Origin of the sequence: Pseudomonas sp. WHRI 8519, from assembly GCF_040224055.2 — a bacterium.
GTDB lineage: Bacteria > Pseudomonadota > Gammaproteobacteria > Pseudomonadales > Pseudomonadaceae > Aquipseudomonas > Aquipseudomonas putida_X.
This window is the reverse complement of sequence record NZ_CP167996.1, coordinates 283705-303552: the sequence shown is the minus strand read 5'-3', so window position 1 is coordinate 303552 and position 19848 is coordinate 283705. Positions and strand designations below refer to the sequence as shown.

17 protein-coding genes are annotated in these 19848 nt (G+C 63.9%); 8 read left to right on the top strand and 9 right to left on the bottom strand.

Annotation, left to right across the window (positions count from 1 at the left end):
- Window positions 1–50 precede the first annotated feature (50 nt).
- The 3 genes from ABRP30_RS01455 (at window position 51) to ABRP30_RS01445 (ending at window position 2599) form a co-directional block, all read left to right on the top strand.
- Window positions 51–1649 (top strand): GMC family oxidoreductase, encoded by a 1599-nt coding sequence (locus tag ABRP30_RS01455; protein WP_349975931.1) that lies wholly within the window; start codon window positions 51–53, stop codon window positions 1647–1649.
- Between the two features lie 111 nt (window positions 1650–1760).
- On the top strand, window positions 1761–2240 hold the full coding sequence (gene coaD, locus ABRP30_RS01450; protein WP_039601221.1) for a pantetheine-phosphate adenylyltransferase: 480 nt from the start codon (window positions 1761–1763) through the stop codon (window positions 2238–2240).
- A gap of 107 nt (window positions 2241–2347) precedes the next feature.
- A complete protein-coding gene (locus tag ABRP30_RS01445) occupies window positions 2348–2599 on the top strand; it encodes a YfhL family 4Fe-4S dicluster ferredoxin (RefSeq protein WP_009683359.1) in 252 nt (83 codons plus the stop codon).
- Between the two features lie 58 nt (window positions 2600–2657).
- Here the strand turns inward: ABRP30_RS01445 and mutM are convergent, their stop codons facing one another.
- Both mutM and ABRP30_RS01435 read right to left on the bottom strand, forming a co-directional pair.
- A complete protein-coding gene (mutM, locus tag ABRP30_RS01440) occupies window positions 2658–3470 on the bottom strand; it encodes a bifunctional DNA-formamidopyrimidine glycosylase/DNA-(apurinic or apyrimidinic site) lyase (RefSeq protein ID WP_241805067.1) in 813 nt (270 codons plus the stop codon).
- A 3-nt stretch (window positions 3471–3473) separates the two neighbouring features.
- A complete protein-coding gene (locus ABRP30_RS01435; RefSeq protein ID WP_267824158.1) occupies window positions 3474–4292 on the bottom strand; it encodes an HDOD domain-containing protein in 819 nt (272 codons plus the stop codon).
- Between the two features lie 209 nt (window positions 4293–4501).
- Here ABRP30_RS01435 and ABRP30_RS01430 point away from each other — a divergent pair, with 209 nt between their 5' ends.
- A complete protein-coding gene (locus ABRP30_RS01430) occupies window positions 4502–5698 on the top strand; it encodes a class I SAM-dependent rRNA methyltransferase (RefSeq protein ID WP_046787023.1) in 1197 nt (398 codons plus the stop codon).
- Between the two features lie 38 nt (window positions 5699–5736).
- Here the strand turns inward: ABRP30_RS01430 and mgtE are convergent, their stop codons facing one another.
- Window positions 5737–6792 carry a magnesium transporter gene (gene mgtE, locus ABRP30_RS01425; protein ID WP_349975930.1) on the bottom strand — a complete coding sequence of 352 codons (1056 nt, stop codon included), beginning with the start codon at window positions 6790–6792 and terminating at the stop codon, window positions 5737–5739.
- A 479-nt stretch (window positions 6793–7271) separates the two neighbouring features.
- Here mgtE and ilvD point away from each other — a divergent pair, with 479 nt between their 5' ends.
- Window positions 7272–9113 (top strand): dihydroxy-acid dehydratase, encoded by a 1842-nt coding sequence (gene ilvD, locus ABRP30_RS01420; protein WP_016393334.1) that lies wholly within the window; start codon window positions 7272–7274, stop codon window positions 9111–9113.
- Between the two features lie 126 nt (window positions 9114–9239).
- Here the strand turns inward: ilvD and ABRP30_RS01415 are convergent, their stop codons facing one another.
- On the bottom strand, window positions 9240–10295 hold the full coding sequence (locus tag ABRP30_RS01415) for a haloacid dehalogenase-like hydrolase (protein WP_349975929.1): 1056 nt from the start codon (window positions 10293–10295) through the stop codon (window positions 9240–9242).
- A 241-nt stretch (window positions 10296–10536) separates the two neighbouring features.
- Here ABRP30_RS01415 and ABRP30_RS01410 point away from each other — a divergent pair, with 241 nt between their 5' ends.
- Window positions 10537–11928 (top strand): L-cystine transporter, encoded by a 1392-nt coding sequence (locus tag ABRP30_RS01410; protein WP_349975928.1) that lies wholly within the window; start codon window positions 10537–10539, stop codon window positions 11926–11928.
- Window positions 11929–11960: 32 nt separating this feature from the next.
- Here the strand turns inward: ABRP30_RS01410 and ABRP30_RS01405 are convergent, their stop codons facing one another.
- The gene (locus ABRP30_RS01405) at window positions 11961–12479 is read right to left on the bottom strand and encodes a dihydrofolate reductase (protein ID WP_349975927.1); all 519 of its coding nucleotides are present in this window, start codon (window positions 12477–12479) and stop codon (window positions 11961–11963) included.
- 54 nt (window positions 12480–12533) lie between these two features.
- Between ABRP30_RS01405 and ABRP30_RS01400 the strand changes: the two genes are divergently transcribed.
- Window positions 12534–13925 carry a DUF2868 domain-containing protein gene (locus tag ABRP30_RS01400; RefSeq protein ID WP_349975926.1) on the top strand — a complete coding sequence of 464 codons (1392 nt, stop codon included), beginning with the start codon at window positions 12534–12536 and terminating at the stop codon, window positions 13923–13925.
- The gene (locus ABRP30_RS01395) at window positions 13918–15282 is read left to right on the top strand and encodes a GTPase/DUF3482 domain-containing protein (protein ID WP_349975925.1); all 1365 of its coding nucleotides are present in this window, start codon (window positions 13918–13920) and stop codon (window positions 15280–15282) included. Before ABRP30_RS01400 ends, ABRP30_RS01395 begins: the two co-directional genes overlap by 8 nt.
- A gap of 49 nt (window positions 15283–15331) precedes the next feature.
- On the opposite strand, the gene ABRP30_RS01390 is transcribed toward ABRP30_RS01395, so the two are convergent.
- The 4 genes from ABRP30_RS01390 to ABRP30_RS01375 are packed head-to-tail and all read right to left on the bottom strand — an operon-like array spanning window position 15332 to window position 19744.
- On the bottom strand, window positions 15332–15895 hold the full coding sequence (locus ABRP30_RS01390; protein ID WP_349975924.1) for a phosphonate degradation HD-domain oxygenase: 564 nt from the start codon (window positions 15893–15895) through the stop codon (window positions 15332–15334).
- Between the two features lie 17 nt (window positions 15896–15912).
- Window positions 15913–16938 (bottom strand): putative 2-aminoethylphosphonate ABC transporter substrate-binding protein, encoded by a 1026-nt coding sequence (locus ABRP30_RS01385; protein ID WP_267820265.1) that lies wholly within the window; start codon window positions 16936–16938, stop codon window positions 15913–15915.
- A 30-nt stretch (window positions 16939–16968) separates the two neighbouring features.
- Window positions 16969–18684, bottom strand: a complete 1716-nt coding sequence (locus ABRP30_RS01380; protein WP_349975923.1) for a putative 2-aminoethylphosphonate ABC transporter permease subunit — start codon at window positions 18682–18684, stop codon at window positions 16969–16971.
- A 1-nt stretch (window position 18685) separates the two neighbouring features.
- Entirely contained in the window at window positions 18686–19744 is a 1059-nt protein-coding gene (locus ABRP30_RS01375) for a putative 2-aminoethylphosphonate ABC transporter ATP-binding protein (RefSeq protein ID WP_349975922.1), read from the bottom strand.
- Between the last annotated feature and the right edge of the window lie 104 nt (window positions 19745–19848).

The window sequence follows — 19848 nt, the reverse complement described above, 5'->3', positions numbered from 1 at the left end:
CAACAACAAGAACAACAACAACAACAACAACAACAACAAGAGCACTTTCAATGCCTGTCATCGACCCGTTTCGCCAAGGCCTGGAACGCGGCTGGATCACCCATGACGCCTCGCGCCTGGGGCAGGACCTCAGCGTGCAAGCCGACATCGCCGTGATAGGCAGCGGCGCCGGCGGCGCCACCAGCGCGCAGATGCTCAGCGCCGCAGGCTTCAAGGTACTGCTGATCGAGGAAGGCCCGCTCAAGACCAGCAGTGACTTCCGCCTGCTAGAGAATGAGGCCTACGCCAGTCTCTACCAGGAAGGCCTGGGCAGGATGAGCAAGGACGGCGCCATCACCATTCTGCAGGGCCGCGCAGTGGGCGGCACCACGCTGGTCAACTGGACCTCCAGCTTTCGCACACCCGCGCCGACCTTGGCCCACTGGGCCACGGCCCACAACGTCAAAGGGCTGGGCGACGACGCACTGCGCCCCTGGTTCGAACGCATCGAGCAAGACCTCGGCATCACCCCTTGGGCGATGCCGGCAAACGCCAACAACGAGGTACTGCGCCGTGGGTGTGAACAGCTCGGCTACCGATGGGCGGTGATCCCACGCAATGTCAGGGGATGCTGGAATCTTGGCTATTGCGGCATGGGTTGCCCGGTCAACGCCAAGCAATCGATGCTGGTGACGCGCATTCCAGCCCTGCTCGACAAGGGCGGCGAGCTGCTGTACCTGGCCCGGGCCGAACGCTTCGAGCATGACGGCGAACGCATTGCGCAGCTGCGCTGCCAAGGCCTGGACGCGCAAGGCATCCACCCCAACGGGCGCAGCATCACGGTGCGCGCCCGCCACTACATCCTCGCGGGCGGCGGCATCAACAGCCCCGCCCTGCTGCTGCGTTCCAAGGCTCCTGACCCCCACGAGTGCCTGGGCAAACGGACCTTCCTGCACCTGGTCAACTTCAGCGCGGCCCGCTTCGACGCACGCATCGACCCCTATTACGGCGCCCCGCAGTCCATCTACAGTGACCACTTCCAATGGCAGGACGGCGTCGATGGCGCGGTCGGCTACAAACTTGAAGTGCCGCCCCTGCACCCGGCGCTGGCCAGCACCCTGCTCGGTGGCGAGGGTGTCGAAAATGCCCAGCGCATGGCCGAGCTGCCGCACACCCACGTCATGCTTGCGCTGTTGCGCGACGGGTTCCATCCCGAAAGCCCAGGCGGCACGGTGGAGCTGCGTGGCGATGGCTCACCGGTGCTCGATTACCCGGTCACCGACTACTTGCGAGACGGCCTGCGCCGCGCCTTTCACAGCATGGCGCAGATCCAGTTCGCCGCGGGCGCCACGCAGGTGACACCCGCGCACAGCGATGCCCGCGCAGCTACTCGCCTGGCGCAGGCCCAACGCATGATCGACGGTTTGCGCCTGGAGCCGTTCCATACGCGGTTGGGCAGCGCCCACGTGATGGGCGGCTGCGCAATGGGCGAAGATCCACAGCATGCGGTGTGCGACAGCCTAGGCCGTCACCATCAGCTGGAAAACCTGTCGATTCACGACGGCTCGTTGTTCCCGACCAGCATCGGTGCCAACCCACAGCTGTCGGTCTACGCCATCAGCGCGAAGCTCACCGACGCCCTGATAACCCGCCTGGCACACAGTGCATGACAACAAATGCCCCTGCTGTCTATAGTGCCATCAGCCGGCCGCATGACTTGGCCGGGCGCAATCGCTGCGCTACCATCCGACTCCCCAACGCACTCCAGCCAGGATGACGCGATGAACCGAGTGTTGTACCCGGGTACTTTCGACCCTATTACCAAGGGCCATGGCGACCTGGTCGAGCGCGCCTCGCGGCTGTTCGACCACGTGATCATCGCTGTGGCAGCCAGCCCGAAGAAGAACCCGCTGTTCCCGCTGGAGCAACGTGTAGCGCTGGCCCGTGAGGTCACCAGGCACTTGCCCAATGTCGAAGTCATCGGCTTCTCCACCCTGCTTGCGCATTTTGCCAAGGAACAGGGCGCCAACGTCTTCTTGCGGGGGCTGCGGGCGGTGTCCGACTTCGAATACGAGTTCCAGTTGGCGAACATGAATCGGCAACTCGCGCCTGAGGTCGAAAGCCTGTTCCTCACGCCGTCGGAGCGTTATTCGTTCATTTCTTCGACCTTGGTCCGGGAAATCGCTGCGCTGGGAGGCGACATCACCAAGTTCGTGCACCCAGTGGTGGCCGAAGCGCTGACTGAACGCTTCAAGAAGTAAGCCTGAGCGCTGATTATCGCGCCCGCGTGCACTGCGGGCGCGAATGCGGCACAATTGTGCCCATTGCGTTGAACATGCCCGGGCGGTGAGCCCCGGCCGGAGTCCCCATGTCCCTGATTATCACCGACGATTGCATCAACTGCGACGTCTGCGAACCCGAGTGCCCGAACGAGGCCATCTCCCAAGGCGAAGAGATCTACGTGATCGATCCCAACCTGTGCACCCAGTGCGTGGGTCATTATGACGAGCCGCAGTGCCAGCAGGTCTGCCCGGTCGACTGCATCCCGCTGGATGAGGCGCACCCGGAAACCGAAGAGCAGTTGATGGCCAAGTACCGCCGGATCACCGGCAAGGCGTGATCGATGCGCTGCTGCGTATGGCCCACTCGCTGCTAAACCGGCGATTGGGCCATACCATTCAACGCTGGCAACGAGGGCAGTAAACGCTGGCCCGTTGCCCGAGCTTGGCCTCACGCAAGGTAGTGCCGCACAGCTTGCACGGCAGCCCGCCTCGGCCGTAGACAAACAGTTCCTGCTGGAAGTAACCCGGCTGCCCGTCGCCGCCAATGAAGTCGCGCAACGTCGTGCCCCCTTGCTCGATGGCAGCCGCCAGCACGCGCTTGATCTCGATGGCCAGCTTCAGGTAGCGGCTACGGGATATCCCACCCGCCTCACGGCGTGGGTCGATACCGGCGGCGAACAACGCCTCGGTCGCGTAGATATTGCCCACACCCACCACCACCGCGTTATCCATGATGAACGGTTTGACTGCCATCGTCCGCCCGCGGGACAGCTGGAACAGGCGCTCGCCATCGAACAGGTCGGTCAACGGCTCTGGGCCCAGGCGCAGCAGCAACTCATGATTGAGCGGGTCGAGGCTCCAGAGCATGGCGCCGAAACGACGCGGATCGGTGTAGCGCAGCACCAGCCCTGACTCCAGCTCGATGTCGACGTGCTCATGCTTGGCCGCCGGTAGCCCCATCTGCACCAGGCGCAGGTTGCCCGACATGCCCAGATGGCTGATCAAGGTGCCCACCTCGGCGTTGATCAGCAGGTATTTGGCGCGCCGCTCAACGCTGAGAATACGCTGCCCGGACAAACGCACGTCCAGGTCCTCCGGGATTGGCCAGCGCAAACGCCGGTCTCGCACCACCACGCGGCTGACCCGCTGGCCTTCCAGATGCGGCGCGATACCGCGCCGCGTGGTTTCGACTTCGGGTAATTCCGGCATGAATCAGTGCCCGCCCAGCTCGCGAATGGTCTGTTTGAGGTTCTCGAAGTCGTACTCCGACAAACCGATATAGTCCAGTACCAGCGGGCCGACCGCATGCCACTCGTGGTCGACAGGCTGGTTGCCCAACACACGGTAGGACGCGCAGATGTGTTCGGCCATCTTGAGCACCGCCAGCAGGTTCTTCAGCTGGCTCTGGGTGTTGCGCAGCGACTCCTCGCGGAACACGGCCAAGGCATTGTGGTGGTTGGCGATGGCCGCGCTGATGTGCTCCGGCAGCCGCCAGGACTTGGCGGTGAAATAGCCGACCACCGAATGGTTGGTATTGAATGCACGGTTCTCGGTGTCGACCACCCGGGTTTGCACATCAGCCTTGGCGTAGGCCTCCTCCAGGACATCCATGTAGCTGGGGAAGCGCTTGAGCATCAGCGGGATGCCGCAATCATGGAACAGCCCCAGGGTGTAGGCCTCGTCCGCCGCCTGGATGCCGGTGCGCTTGGCCAGTGTCAGGCAGGTCATGGCCACATCCTGGGCAGTGTCCCAGAAGCGGTTGAGGGTGACGATGGTCTCGTCGCTCATCTCGCCCTTGATCGACTGGGCGTTGATCAGGTTGATGATCGAACGGCTACCCAGCAGGTTCACCGCACGCTGGATCGAACCGATCTTGTTGGACAGCCCGAAGTGCGGCGAGTTGACCAGCTTGAGCAAGGCACCGGACAGGCCCGGATCCTGGGAAATCAGCTTGGCGATGGTTTCCAGGTCCGGGTCGGGCATGTACTGCTCGAACTGCAGGTCGACCATGATCTGCGGTTGCGGCGGGATGGTAATGCCTTGCAAGGCTTGCTGGATCTGTTCGGCGCTGAGTTCTTGGGACATACGTACATACTCTTTGAGGACGAGCGATTCTAACCCTGTAGCTCGCTCGACTTGTAGCGCTTGTGCTGGCGAACAGGCAGGGCACTTTGTCGTGCCCTGCACCGAACCAAGGGCCAACCGGTTATACTCCCGCTCTTTTTTCCCGGAGCGACGTCATGTCCCTGCCCAGCCTTCGCCTCAAAGCCAATGCCGACCGCCGCCTGCGCGCCGGCCACCTGTGGGTCTACAGCAACGAAGTCGATGTCACCGCGACGCCGCTGCAAGGCTTTCAGGCCGGCCAACAGGCAATTCTCGAGGCTGCCAACGGCAAGCCGCTGGGCATCGTGGCGCTGAGCCCGAACAACCTGATCTGCGCCCGCCTGCTGTCGCGCGATGCCAAGCTGCCGCTGGACAAGTCGCTGCTGGTACACCGCCTCAACGTCGCCCTGTCCCTGCGCCAGCGCCTGTTCGACCAGCCGTGCTACCGCCTGGTCTACGGTGATTCTGACTTGCTGCCGGGCCTGGTGGTCGACCGCTTCTTCGACATTCTCGTGGTACAGCTGGCCTCCGCCACCATGGAGCTGCACAAGGACGACGTGATCGCCGCCCTGGTCCAGGTGCTCAAGCCCAGCGGCATCTTGTTCAAGAACGACTCCGCCGCCCGTGACGCCGAAGGCTTGCAGCGTTATGTCGAAACCGTCTACGGCGAAGTGCCGGACTGGGTCCCGCTGGAAGAAAACGGCGTGAAGTTCGAAGCGCCGGTACGCGAAGGCCAGAAAACCGGCTGGTTCTATGACCACCGCATGAACCGCGCACGCCTGGCGCCCTACGTCAAAGGCAAGCGTGTGCTCGACCTGTTCAGCTACATCGGTGGCTGGGGCGTGCAGGCCGGCGCATTCGGCGCCAGCGAAGTGTTTTGTGTGGATGCCTCAGGCTTTGCCCTGGATGGCGTGGAACGTAATGCCGCGCTCAATGGCATCAGCGAAAAACTGACCTGCATCGAAGGCGATGTATTCGAGGCACTGCGCGAGCTGAAGGCCGCTGAAGAGCGCTTCGACGTGATCATTGCCGACCCACCCGCGTTCATCAAGCGCAAGAAAGACCTGAAAAACGGCGAGGCCGCTTACCGCCGCCTCAACGAACAGGCCATGCGCATGCTGACCAAGGATGGCATCCTGGTCAGCGCCTCGTGCTCGATGCACTTGCCCGAGGACGACCTGAACAACATCCTGCTGACCAGCGCCCGCCACTTGGACCGCAACCTGCAAATGCTCGAGCGCGGCGGCCAAGGCCCGGACCACCCGGTTCACCCGGCCATCGCTGAAACCCGCTACATCAAGAGCATTACCTGCCGGCTGCTGCCCAACAGCTGATTCACGCCCAGGGGCCGCGTTGCGGCCCCCTGGGTGCCTCAGATGCCGAGCACGTAAGAAGCGATACCGAAGTACACCAGTACCCCGGCCGCATCGGCGATCGAAGTCACCAGCGGCCCGCTGGCAGTGGCCGGGTCAAGCTTGAGCCTGGTGAACATGAAGGGCAGGCTCATGCCAATCAGGCTGCCTAGCAGGACGATCACCAGCATGCTGCTGGCAACGATCAAGGCGACCTCCGTCCCACCGCGCAGCGCCCCCAGCGATGCCACCGCCACCGCCATGGTGCCGCCCAGCGCCAGCGCCACCGCGCATTCACGTGCCAGCATGCGCAACCAGTCGCGCATCACCACCTCGCCCGTTGCCAGGCCACGCACCATCAATGTCGCCGATTGCGCGCCCGCGTTGCCACCGCTGTCCACCAACAGGGGCAGGAAGAACACCAGGACGATATGCGCGGCGATGGTTTCCTCGAATGCCGCGATCCCCGCCCCCGAAAACAGATTGCCAAACACCAGCAGCACCAGCCACAGCACCCGCTTGCGGTACAGCAGGCTGACAGTGGCGTCCCTGAGGTTGCCCACGTGGTTGGTGATGGATGCGCCCTTGTGGAAGTCTTCGGTAGCCTCTTCGACAACCACATCGAGTGCGTCATCGCAGGTCACCAGGCCCACCAGCCGGCCGGCCTCATCCAGCACCGGCAGCGCCAGCAGGTCGTGCTCGCGGATCAACCGCGCCACTTCCTCCTGGCGGGTCGAGGTAAAGACGTGGATGACCTTGCGCACCATGAGCTGCTCGATCGGCTGTTCAGGCGCGGCAAGGATCAGCTCGCGCAGGGAAAGCGTACCCAACAGGTTGCGACTCTCGTCGAGCACATAGGACTGATAGATGGTTTCGGCATCTGCAGCCTCACGGCGCAGCATGTCGATCGCCTGGCTGGCAGTGAGGCCGGCATCCAGGCACGAATACTCGCTGGTCATCAGGTAGCCGGCAGTGCCTTCGACGTAGCCTTCAGGATGAAGCAGGCCATCACGCCGCGCCTGGGCAGCCTGACGCAGGTCGAGTGGGGAAACGACGAAATCGGACGTGTGTTGCATGAGATTCTCCAGGCGCCGACACAGGCACCCGCGAACCTCAGCCTGATCGACTCAAGCCTTCGCAAGCCCTGACGACGGCGCGCTCAGCGCCAATTTGCAGGTTCTGTAAGAACTGAAACTGGGAAGGTCCATTGAGGTAGTGTCTCGTGAAGCCGCACATGCGGCGCGGCGGATCATAAGCAGCCAGGACGCACCTGTCAGCAGCGCATCGGGCTTTTCGGATGGGTCCTACAAAGTGCCGGTCACACTTCCCAAACCACCGCCCAGACACATCGCCATTCCCTCACCGCCCCAGCGGTGTAGAATCGGGCTATTCATCGCCAGTCATCCCCGGCGGGTTTATGAGCTCTGGTCGAGCACGCGGCGATCCCGTAGTGTCTTCGGCCCCATCCGTGCCAGTGGCAACCGGCCTGAGGCGCATAGGAAAAGAGAAGCTCACTCCCCTTTTTGTGACCTGATTAAGCCGCCAGGAGTGCTTCATGCCTGATTATCGTTCCAAGACTTCCACCCAAGGCCGCAACATGGCCGGCGCCCGTGCCCTGTGGCGCGCCACCGGGATGAAGGACGAAGACTTCAAGAAACCGATCATCGCCATCGCCAACTCGTTCACCCAGTTCGTCCCGGGCCACGTGCACCTGAAGGACCTGGGCCAGCTGGTCGCCCGCGAAATCGAACGCGCCGGTGGCGTGGCCAAGGAATTCAACACGATCGCGGTCGATGACGGCATCGCCATGGGCCACGACGGCATGCTGTACTCGCTGCCAAGCCGCGAGATCATTGCCGACGCCGTGGAATACATGGTCAACGCCCACTGCGCCGACGCCATCGTGTGCATCTCCAACTGCGACAAGATCACCCCCGGCATGCTGATGGCTGCCCTGCGCCTGAACATCCCGGTGATCTTCGTTTCCGGTGGCCCGATGGAAGCCGGCAAGACCAAACTGGCCAGCCACGGCCTGGACCTGGTCGACGCCATGGTAATCGCCGCCGACTCCACGGCGTCCGACGAAAAAGTCGCCGAATACGAGCGCAGCGCCTGCCCGACCTGCGGTTCGTGCTCCGGCATGTTCACCGCCAACTCGATGAACTGCCTGACCGAGGCCCTGGGCCTGGCCCTGCCGGGCAACGGCTCGACCCTGGCCACCCACGCCGACCGCGAGCAGTTGTTCCTCACTGCCGGGCGCACCATCGTCGAGCTGTGCAAGCGCTACTACGGCGAGAACGATGAGTCGGTCCTGCCGCGCAGCATCGCCAACTTCAAGGCGTTCGAAAACGCCATGATGCTCGACATCGCCATGGGCGGCTCGACCAACACCATCCTGCACCTGCTGGCCGCAGCCCAGGAAGGCGAAGTGGCGTTCGACCTGCGCGATATCGACCGCCTGTCGCGCAAAGTGCCGCAGCTGTGCAAAGTGGCGCCGAACATCCAGAAGTACCACATGGAAGACGTGCACCGCGCCGGCGGCATCTTCAGCATCCTCGGTTCGCTGGCCCGTGGCGGCCTGCTGCACACCGACCTGCCGACGGTTCACAGCCGCAGCATGGAAGAAGCCATCGCCAAGTGGGATATCACCCAAACCGACGATGAAGCGGTGCACACCTTCTTCAAAGCCGGCCCGGCGGGTATCCCGACCCAGACGGCCTTCAGCCAGTCGACCCGTTGGGAAACCCTGGACGACGACCGTGAAAACGGCTGCATTCGCAGCTTCGAACACGCTTACTCACAGGAAGGCGGCCTGGCCGTGCTGTACGGCAACATCGCCCTGGACGGCTGCGTGGTGAAAACCGCAGGTGTCGATGAGTCGATCCATGTGTTCGAAGGCAACGCCAAGATCTTCGAAAGCCAGGACAGCGCCGTGCGCGGCATCCTCGCCGACGAAGTCAAGGCCGGTGACATCGTCATCATCCGCTATGAAGGCCCGAAAGGCGGCCCGGGCATGCAAGAAATGCTCTACCCGACTTCGTACCTGAAATCCAAAGGCCTGGGTAAAGCCTGTGCGTTGCTCACCGATGGCCGGTTCTCGGGTGGTACCTCGGGCCTGTCGATCGGCCACGCCTCGCCCGAGGCCGCTGCTGGCGGCGCGATCGGCCTGGTACGTGACGGCGACAAGGTATTGATCGACATCCCCAACCGTTCGATCAACCTGCAGGTCAGCGATGAAGAGCTGGCTGCGCGCCGCGTGGAGCAGGACAAGAAAGGCTGGAAACCGGCCGAAGTGCGCCCACGCAAGGTGACCACCGCGCTGAAGGCCTACGCCCTGCTGGCGACCAGTGCCGACAAGGGTGCGGTGCGCAACAAGGCGATGCTGGAAGGGCTGTGAGGCCCTGAGCGCTGATACGAGTCAGTCAAGCGATTTGGGGCCGCTCTGCGGCCCATCGCTGGCAAGCCAGCGCCCACAGGTATGGGGCGCTGGCCTGCCGGCGAGGCGTTGCACAGCCCCAATGGCCTACTGAATCTGCTCCGGTGTGACCACCACCCAATTCTTGTCTGCTGTCACCGGCAACCCCGCCTTGGCCTGGGCCGCCGCGTTTTTGGCGATCATCCCGTTCAACTGGTCCATGTACTTGGCCTTGCGGTTTATCCACAGGTGGATGCCGCCCTTGCCAACGTCCACTCCATGAAATTGCATGTAGCCATCACTGGTCGGGGTATCCCCCCCCACCAGCACCGGCTTCTTCCACTCATCGATGTAGGTGAGGATCGCCGCTTGCTTGCCCGCCATCCATGTCGCCGGCGTCCATAGGTAGGGGGTCAGTTCCAGGCCAGCGTTGGCCGTCGCATCGTATTTGCCTTCACTGATCTGCTTGCGTGCGGTGGTCAAGTGGCCGTTGGTACGGTCCTTGAGCAGCAGGCTGACGCCTATGACGTTCTGCGGTTTCACGTTGTAGCCATACTTGGAGTCGGACGCCACCATGCGTACCAGCTCTTCGGAGGCGGCCGAAATGACATACACCTCGATGCCATTTTCCATCAGTTTGTTGTAAAGCTCGGCCTGGCCGGTGAAGACCTTGGGTGGTTGCACCTCGATGGCTTTTACCTGGTCCCCGTCAAAGTAGGTGCTGGGGATAGGTTTGGCAGACGCCATCAACTCATCGACCTGCACTTTCAGCTCTTTCAGTGTGAAGCCCGAGAACACCTGAGCCACCCACGGGTAGCAGACCATGTCGTCGATTTCGCACAGGCGATAGTAATAACTGAACAGGCTTTCCTTGTGCTGTGCGGTGTCTTTGAACGGGATCAGCTTGAGTGAAGGGTCGAGCTTTTCACGGCTCAGCAGGCCCTTGTTCTCCATGAACGGCAGCAAGGCTTCTTCAAGGTCGTAGCGGTAGCTGGTGTTGTCCATGTCGAACACCGCGTAGTTACCCTTGTTGGCATTGGCGGCGATCATCGCGTCGAGCTGCTTGGCCGCCTCGGCTGGCCAATGCTTGAGCTCGGTGGCTCCGCTTTCGATACTGAACAGCAGGGACAAACCGATGGCCCAGGCTTTCGGAGCAAACTTCATATATCAATCTCCTGAAGTGACCGGGAAAAACTAGACCAACAATCCACCCGTGCCCCCTTTCACTACGACGTTCACACAATGGTAAACGTCGTGTTCATTGCTATTAGCGACAGCCTGTTATTCCATAAACGACTAATCCAATTACTTTTGGGTATAAATTCGTTTGTTTTCAGGCTGTTAGCATTTCCGTTCGCAATCGCTCACAGAGGCGATGCCTCTTCTGCTTTTTCCTGGAGCTTCAATGAACCTGCCGCTGTCTCTCAACCTGCTGGTGTTCCTGGCCTTGCTGCTGGGCCTGGCGCAAACTCGCCATACTGACTGGAGCCTGGCCAAGAAAGTCCTGCTGGGCCTGGCACTGGGCGTAGGTTTCGGCTTGGTGCTGCACACGATCTACGGTGCAGGCCACCCGGTCCTCAAAGCCACCATCGGCTGGCTCGACCTGGTCGGTAACGGCTACGTCGGCTTGCTGCAGATGATCGTCATGCCGCTGATCTTCGCCTCGATCCTCAGCGCCGTGGCCCGCCTGCACAATGCCTCTTCACTGGGCCGCATCAGCGTGCTGAGCATCGGCACCCTGCTGCTGACCACCGCCATCGCTGCGCTGATCGGCATCGTCCTGACCAACCTGTTCGGCCTGAGCGCCGAAGGCCTGGTCGCCGGTGCCCAGGAAAGTGCACGCATGCACGTTATCCACAGCGATTACGCGGGCAAGGTCGCCGACCTCAACATCCCGCAATTGCTGCTGTCGTTCATCCCCAGCAACCCGGTAGGCGACCTGGCGCGGGCCAAACCGACCTCGATCATCAGCGTGGTGATCTTCGCCGTGTTCGTCGGGCTGGCCGCGTTGCAGCTGATCAAGGATGATGCCGATAAGGGTCAGCGGGCCTTGTCGGCCATCGACACCCTGCAAGCCTGGGTGATGCGCCTGGTGCGCGTGGTGATGAAGCTCACCCCCTATGGCGTGCTGGCGCTGATGACCAAGGTCGTGGCCAGCTCCAACCTGGATGACATCCTCAAACTGGGCAGCTTCGTGGTGGTGTCGTACATCGGCCTGGGCCTGATGTTCGTGGTGCACGGCATCATCCTCGCCGCCACCGGCGTCAGCCCGCTGCGCTTCTTCCGCAAGGTCTGGCCAGTGCTGACCTTCGCCTTCACCAGCCGCTCCAGCGCCGCCAGCATCCCGCTGAACATCGAAGCGCAAACCCGCCGCCTGGGCGTGCCGCAGTCGATCGCCAGCTTCAGCGCATCGTTCGGCACCACCATCGGCCAGAACGGCTGCGCCGGCCTGTACCCGGCAATGTTGGCGGTAATGGTAGCCCCGGCCGTAGGCATCGATACGTTCGACCCGCTGTGGGTCGCGACCCTGGTGGCGATCGTCACCCTGAGCTCAGCGGGCGTTGCCGGTGTGGGCGGTGGTGCGACCTTCGCGGCGCTGATCGTACTGCCGGCCATGGGCCTGCCAGTGGAACTGGTGGCGCTGCTGATTTCAGTCGAGCCGCTGATCGACATGGGCCGCACGGCGCTGAACGTGAACGGGTCGATGACGGCGGGCGTGGTGACCAGCCAACTGCTCAAAGAAACCGACAAGGATGTGCTGGCCGGCGATGAGCACGCCGAGCTGAGCCACTCCTGAAATGAAGGCGGGCCGCTGCTGCAGCCCCCCTTTCAACCACGCTTGTTCCACACCTCGAAGTGATAAGCAGGCGTGTCCGGTTCGGCCTGCGGCTCACTCGAAGCCAGCCGCCATTGCCCCTTGTCGAACTCGGGGAACCAGGCATCGCCTTGCGGCTCCAGTTCCACCCGGGTCAGGTACATGCGGCTGACCAGGCCTTTGTCCAACGCCTGGGTATACAACTGCGCGCCGCCGATCAGCATCAGCTCATCGACGCCTTGCTCACGCGCCCACTGTTCAGCGCGCAACAGCGCATCTTCCAGCGAGGCGAACACTTCGGCGCCGGCCAGCACCAGGCCCGGCTGGCGGCTGACCACCAGGTTCAGGCGCCCTGGCAATGGCCGGCCGAGCGAATCCCAGGTCTTGCGGCCCATGATGATCGGCTTGCCCAAGGTGGTGGCCTTGAAGTACTTGAAGTCCCCCGGCAAGTGCCAGGGCATGGAGTTGTCGATGCCGATCACGCGGTTCTCGGCGAGCGCCGCAATCAGGCTGAGAGGGAGTGAGGTAGTCATGCCGGCGAGGATAGCAAACCCGCAGTGGGTTATGCTTGCGCCCTGAACCGTGCAATGGAAGACCTTGTGACTGGACCGACTCCACTGGACAAGCGCTGGCTCACCGAAGCGATACGCCTGCGCGAGGAACACGCCGGCCCCCTGGAAGACCAGGAAGCCAACCGCCACGCCCGCCAGCACGGGGGCGACCTGGCCGCGCGCATCGAAGCACGCGCAATGTTCCTGGCGGAACGCGATGGCATCAGCACCGCCTTGCAGCGCTGGAAGCAAGGCGCACGCCTGGCGCTGCTGGCGTTGACGCTGCTGGCCGTCGTCAGTGGCGCCGGCATGGCCTTTGCCGCCTTGGGCGACGGGCAACGCCCGGTCAACGTCTTCTGGGCGCTGGGCAGCCTGCTCGGGCTGAACCTGCTGATGCTGCTGGGATGGGCCGCAGGCCTGGTGCTGAGCGGCGAACACGGCGCCAACCTCGGGCGGCTGTGGTTGTGGCTGAGCGAACGCTTCGCCCGCGATGCCAAGGCCGCGCACCTGGCCCCGGCGCTGCTGGTGCTGCTGCAACGCCAGCGCCTGAACCGCTGGCTGCTTGGCCTGCTGGTCCACAGCTTGTGGGCGCTGGCCATGCTCAGCGCGCTGGCGCTGTTGCTGGCACTGCTCGCCACCCGGCGCTATGGCTTCGTCTGGGAGACCACGCTGCTCGCTGCCGACCCCTTCGTCAACCTGACCCAGGCCCTCGGCGCCCTGCCCTCGCTGCTCGGCTTCGCCGTGCCGGACGAGAGCATGATCCGCCTCAGCGGCGATACCCTGCCCGCCCTGGACATCGCCCGCCAGGCGTGGGCCAGCTGGCTGCTCGGCGTGGTGCTGGTGTATGGCTTGCTGCCCCGTGTGCTGTTGGCCGGGCTGTGCCTGTGGCGCTGGCGCCAGGGCCGCCAACGCCTGGCCCTGGACCTCAGCCTGCCAGGCTATGCGCAACTGCGTGAAGCGTTGATGCCGCGCAGCGAACGTATCGGCGTGCAAGATACGGCGCCCCACTCCCTGCCCCAATTCCAGGCTGGCCAATTGGATTCCGGCAGCAGCGGCGCCCTGTTGGTCGGGCTGGAACTGGACGACCAGCGCCCGTGGCCCCCTGCCCTGAGCAAGGGCGTGACCGACGCGGGTGTGCTCGACAGCCGCGAGTCGCGCAAGCGCCTGCTCGAACAGCTCAGCCGCTTCCCCCCGGCGCGCCTGGCGATCGCCTGCGACCCGCGCCGCTCGCCAGACCGTGGCAGCCTCGCGCTGCTGGCCGAACTGGCACGCAATGCCGGCGCCACGCGCATCTGGTTGCTGCAGGCGGCACCCGGCCAGGCCCTGGACGCCGAACGCCTGGGCGACTGGCACGAAGCACTGGAGCGCCTCGGCCTGCCTCACGCTGACACCTCACCGCTGACCTGGCTGGAGCATGGCCATGACTGAGCCGCTGAAACTGGCCGTGGTCGGCCACACCAATGTCGGCAAGACCTCGTTGCTGCGCACGCTTACCCGCGATGTAGGCTTCGGCGAGGTGTCCCATCGCCCAAGCACTACCCGCCACGTCGAAGGCGCACGCCTGTCGGTGGACGGCCAAGCGCTGCTCGAACTCTACGACACCCCGGGCCTGGAAGATGCCATCGCCCTGCTCGATTACCTGGAGCGCCTGGAGCGCCCGGGCGAGCGCCTCGACGGCCCGGCACGCCTGGAGCGCTTTCTGCAAGGCAGCGAGGCGCGCCAGCGCTTCGAGCAGGAGGCCAAGGTGCTGCGCCAGTTGCTGGCCAGCAACGCCGGCCTGTATGTGATCGACGCCCGCGAGCCGGTGCTGGCCAAATACCGCGATGAACTGGAAGTACTGGCCAGTTGCGGCAAACCGCTGTTGCCGGTGCTCAACTTCGTCGCCAGCAGCCAGCATCGCGAACCCGAATGGCGGGATGCCCTGGCCCGCCTGGGCCTGCATGCGCTGGTGCGGTTCGACAGCGTGGCGCCCCCGGAAGACGGCGAACGTCGCCTTTACGAAAGCCTGGCCTTGCTGCTGGAGGACGCCCGCCCGGCGCTGCAGCGGTTGATCGACGACCAACAGGCGCAGCGCCTCGCTCGCCAGCAAAGCGGCAAGCGGCTGATCGCCGAGTTGCTGCTGGACTGCGCCGCTTGCCGGCGCAGCGTTGCAGCCGAACCGGCAGCCGAGGCCAAGGCTATCGAAGCGCTGCGCCAGGATGTACGCCAACGTGAGCAGCGTTGTGTAGAGGCGTTGCTCAAGCTCTATGCGTTTCGCCGCGAGGATGCCAATGCCGGGGACCTGCCGTTGCTGGATGGGCGCTGGGGCGATGACTTGTTCAACCCCGAAACCCTGAAGTTGCTCGGCGTGCGCCTGGGCAGCGGCGTGGCGGCGGGTGCCGCGGCCGGTGCAGGCGTCGATTTGCTGGTCGGTGGTATCACGCTAGGTGCTGCAGCCCTGGCCGGCGCCATTGCCGGAGGCGCGCTGCAGACTGCGCGCAATTATGGCGCTAGATTGCTGGGGAAATTGAAGGGCCAGCGCGAACTGACCGTGGACGATACCGTGCTGCGCTTGCTGGCGTTGCGTCAGCAGCAGCTGATGGTTGCGCTGGACAGCCGCGGGCATGCGGCGCAGAACAGCATTCGCCTCGGTGAGCTGGATGAAAAGGCCTGGCGCGAAGGCAAGCTGCCCGAGGCCTTGAGCAAGGCCAGGGCACATCCGCAGTGGTCCACGCTCAACCCTGGGGCGCGGGTGAATCAGCCTGAGCGGCAGGAGCAGCTGGAGGCGCTGGTTTTGCAGATTTGAGGGTGCCTGGCAGGCCCTATTCGCAGGCTTGCCCCGCAAAGAGGCCCGCTCAGGCAGCATCCATTTGAAGCAACGCCAACGCCTTGCGTTTCAATGCCGCCAGATCAATCACTGGCACGCCAACCTCCTTGGCCCGCTCATCCCATTCCCGCATGCGCAAACTCACGCTGAACAGCGGATCCCGCTCAAAGGCATCCGCCTGCGCTTCAGTCATCACGCCCCCCTGATATTCAAGCGTCCGACGACTGGCCTCGCTCAGCAGTGTGTAATAACCTGGATTGCGCAGCGTCAGATAACGCTTGGCCTCGACGTGATACTCCACCAGCCGCGCCATGCGCTCGCCAAAACCGCAACGGCGCAGGTACTCAGCGCCGATGCGCTCGTGGCTGACCACGCCATAACCGCCCATGTCGCCTTCACCGCCACACAGGTGGCCAATATCGTGGAAGAACGCGGCCAGCACCACGTCGTCCTCGAAGCCTTCGGCCATGGCCAATTGCGCAGCCTGGGACATGTGCTCCAGCTGGGTGATGGCTTCGCCGATGTAGTCGTCGCTGCCGTGGCGGTCATACAGGGCAAACGTGTGGTCGATAATCTGGACTGGCGTGGTCATCCAAAGGCTTCCCCGGGTTACTGCTGCGCTACTTTCTCCGACTTGCCATCATAGCGCTTGCGCCACTCGGCCAGGATCTGGTCACGGTTCTTCGAGGCCCAGGCAAAGTCGTTCTTGATCAGGCGCTGCTCATAGTCGGCCGGGAGTTCAGTCTGCGGTTTGGCAATGCCTGGTGCGGCGAGCACGGCGAAGTTCTCCTTGTACAGCTCCATCGCCGCCGGGCTTGCCGAGAAGTCGGCCAGACGCTTGGCGGCTTCAACCTTTGGCGAGCCCTTGATCAGCGCGGTCGCCTCGATTTCCCAGCCTAGCCCTTCTTTCGGCAGGACGATGTCCAGAGGTGCGCCCTGGCGCTTGAGCTGCACGGCCGGGTACTCGAACGATATACCGATCGGGAACTCGCCCGCCGCTGCCAGCTTGCACGGCTTGGAGCCGGAATGGACGTACTGGCCGATGTTCTGGTGCAGCGCGTCCATGTAAGCCCAGCCTTGCGGCTCGCCAAAGGTCTGCAGCCACGCGCTCACATCCAGGAAGCCGGTACCGGACGACGCCGGGTTCGGCATCACGATCTTGCCCTTGTACTCCGGCTTGGTCAGGTCCTGCCAGCTCACCGGCTTGCTCAGGCCCTGCTTCTGAGCCTCGATGGTGTTGAAGCAGATCGTCGCGGCCCAAACGTCCATGCCGACCCAGGCTGGCGGGTTGGCCGCGTCACGGTAGTTCGCGGAGATCTTGCCCAGATCTTTCGGTGCATAGGCTTCGAGCATGCCGTTCTGGTCGAGGATGGCCAGGCTGGAAGCCGCCAGCCCCCACACTGCATCGGCCTGCGGGCGGTCTTTCTCGGCCAGCAGCTTGGCGGTGATGATGCCGGTGGAGTCACGCACCCACTTGATCTCGATGTCCGGGTTGGCCTTTTCGAAGGCCTGCTTGTAGCTCCTGAGCTGCTCGGCTTCCAGGGCGGTGTAGACGGTCAGCTGCGTGCTGGCGGCCGAGGCCTGCAGGCTGAATACAGCGGATACGGCAGCGGCAAGTGCAAGGGGCTTGAACATGATGCGGTTCCTATCAGAGTGGGCAGTCGGTCAATGGCCAGGCGCGCGCTGGCGCCAGGCCTGGGAGCGGCGCAGCAGGCCGCGGGAAGCACCGGCCAGCAGCAGGGATGCAGCGGCGCTGGTCAGCAGGATCAAGGTCGACATGGCGGCAGCGCCACCCACGTTGCCGGCATCGTCCATGTTCAGCACGGCGACGGCGGCGAGGATGGTGTCCGGGCTATACAGGAAAATCGCCGCCGAAACGGTGGTCATCGCCGAGACGAACAGGTAGCGGATGATGTCCAGCAGCGCAGGCAGGCAGATCGGCACGGTGACCCGCACGAAGTGCTTGTACAGCGGTGCCTTGAGCGACAGCGCGGCGGCCTCGAACTCGCCATCGAGCTGGCGCAGCGCGGTGGTGGCGGTCATCTGCGCGGTGGTCAGGTAATGGGCGATGGTGCATACCACCAACAGCCCCATGCCGCCGTAGAACACATGCAGTGGGTTGCCATTGAGGTTGAAGAAGAAGACGTAACCCAGGCCCAGCACCAGCCCGGGCACCGCCATGGGGATGAAGCTGAGCAGGCGCAGTGCCTGATTGAGCAGGCGCTGCCCCGGGGTTTTCTCCATCAGGTAGGCACCGGCGAAGATCACGATGCTGCCGATCAGGGCGGTGCCGAGGGCCATGGTCACGCTGTTGCGATACGCCAGCCAGCCGCCCCCTGCGGTGTCCTCGAACATGTAATGCTTGAACGACAGGGTCATGTTGTAGGGCCAGAAGGTCACCAGCGACGAGTACACCGCCATGCCGATCACCCCCACCAGCGCCACACACACCAGCACGACGATGGTCAGGTAGCAGGCATCGCGGCCGCGCGACGGTTTGGGCTCGAACACCTGGGCGCGGCCGTTCATGGACTCGCCCTGGCGACGACGCAGCCAGGCGTCCACCGCGAAGCTGAGCAATGCCGGCACCAGCAGCACCATGCCGATCAATGCACCGCGGCCAAATTGCTGCTGGCCCACGACCGCTTTGTAAGCCTCCAGAGCCAGCACCTGGTAGTCGCCACCGACAACCACCGGCACACCGAAATCGGTGATGGTCAGGGTGAACACCAGGCAGAAGGCCGCGAACACGGCCTGGCGCGTGGCCGGCCAGGTGATGCTGCAAAACGCCCGCCACGACCCGGCGCCCATGCTGGAAGCAGCGTCGAACAGCCGCGCATCGGCCAGCGACAAGGCCGACAGCAGGATCATCAGCGCATGCGGGAAGGTGTAGATGGCCTCACCGAGGACGATGCCCCAGAAGCCATAGATATTGTCGCTGAGCAGCCCACGCAGCAGGCCCTGGTTGCCGAACAGATACACCAGGGCAATGGCTGGCAGCATGGAAGGCGCCAGTAACGGCAACAGCGAAATCCCCCGCCACAGGCCCTTGGCCGGAATCAGCGTGCGTTGCAGGGCGTAGGCGAACAGGTAGGCCAGCGGGATCACGATCGCGGCAACGGTCAGGGCCACCGACAGGCTGTTACCGAGCAGCCAGTGGAAATTCGCGCTGGCGAACAGCTCACGGGCCGCGTGCAGGCCACCACCCTGGCCGGCATCGCCACTGAAGCCACGCCAGAAGATCGCCAGCAATGGCATCAGCACCGCAAGCAGCAGCATGAACAGCAGCAGGCTTTTGCCGCCGACGACGAACAGGCGGTCCCCCAAGGCGACATCACCGCGCCTGGCCCGGGTGAGCGGCAGCGACATTGACGCGCCCATCTCAGGCAAACACCTGCAGGCTCTGCGGCGGCAGCGCCACCCAGATGTCCTGCGAGCCCAGACGCGGCATGGCTTCTGGCGCCAGCTCGGCGAGCAGGGCGTGGCCCGGCAAGGCCTGGAGCTCGAAGCTCATGCGGCAGCGGTTGCCGAGGAAGGTGATCTCGCGGACCTTGGCCGGGAACAGGTTTTCCTCATGCACCACCGGGTTGACGGTGATCGCCTCCGGGCGGCAGAACAACCGGCCACTGCTGGCTCGCGGCGCCCCCGATGCCAGACGCATGCTGATGCCGCCGACCTGGGCGGAGCTGTCGCCCGTGCGTTGGAACGGCAGCCAGTTGCCCTGCCCGACGAATTCGGCGACGAAGGGTGTGGCGGGCTGATCGTAGATTTCCTGCGGCGTGGCGTACTGCTCGACCTGGCCGTTGTTCATCACCGCAATGTGGTCAGCCATGAGCATGGCTTCGTCCTGGTTGTGGGTGACCATCAGGGTGGTGATGCCCAATTGGCGCTGCAGTTGGCGCAATTCGGTGCACAGGTGCTCACGCACTCGCGCGTCCAGAGCCGACATCGGCTCATCGAGCAACAACAGCGAAGGCGACGGCGCCAACGCACGGGCCAGGGCCACGCGCTGCTGCTGGCCGCCGGATAGCTGGCCGGGGTATTTTTTTTCGCTGCCGGTCAGGCCGACCAGTTCAAGCATCTGGCCCACACGCTGGCGGCTTGCATCCCGGCCGCTGCCGGTCAGCCCGTAGGCGATGTTGGCTTCGACGGTGAGGTTGGGGAACAGCGCGTAGGACTGGAACAGGATGCCGTAATCACGCGCCTGTGGCGGCAGTTCGGAGATGTCACGCTCGCCAATGAACAGCTCACCACGGTCCTGGCGCTCGAGGCCGGCGATGCAGCGCAGCAGCGTGGTCTTGCCACAGCCCGAGGGGCCGAGCAGGCAGACCAGTTCGCCCGCAGCGACGTCCAGGGAGACATCGTTCAGCGCCGTGAAGGCGCCGAAGCGCTTGTGAATACCGCGCACTTTCATGTGTGCGCCCGGGGTGGCGTGGTTCATGGCAAAGCCTCATCGAGCAGATGTGGCCATGCTAGGAAGGCTGTGCGAAGGTTCTGTGGCGGTGAGGCAAAAGCGGGCGATAGTGGTATAGGCAGATTTTGTAG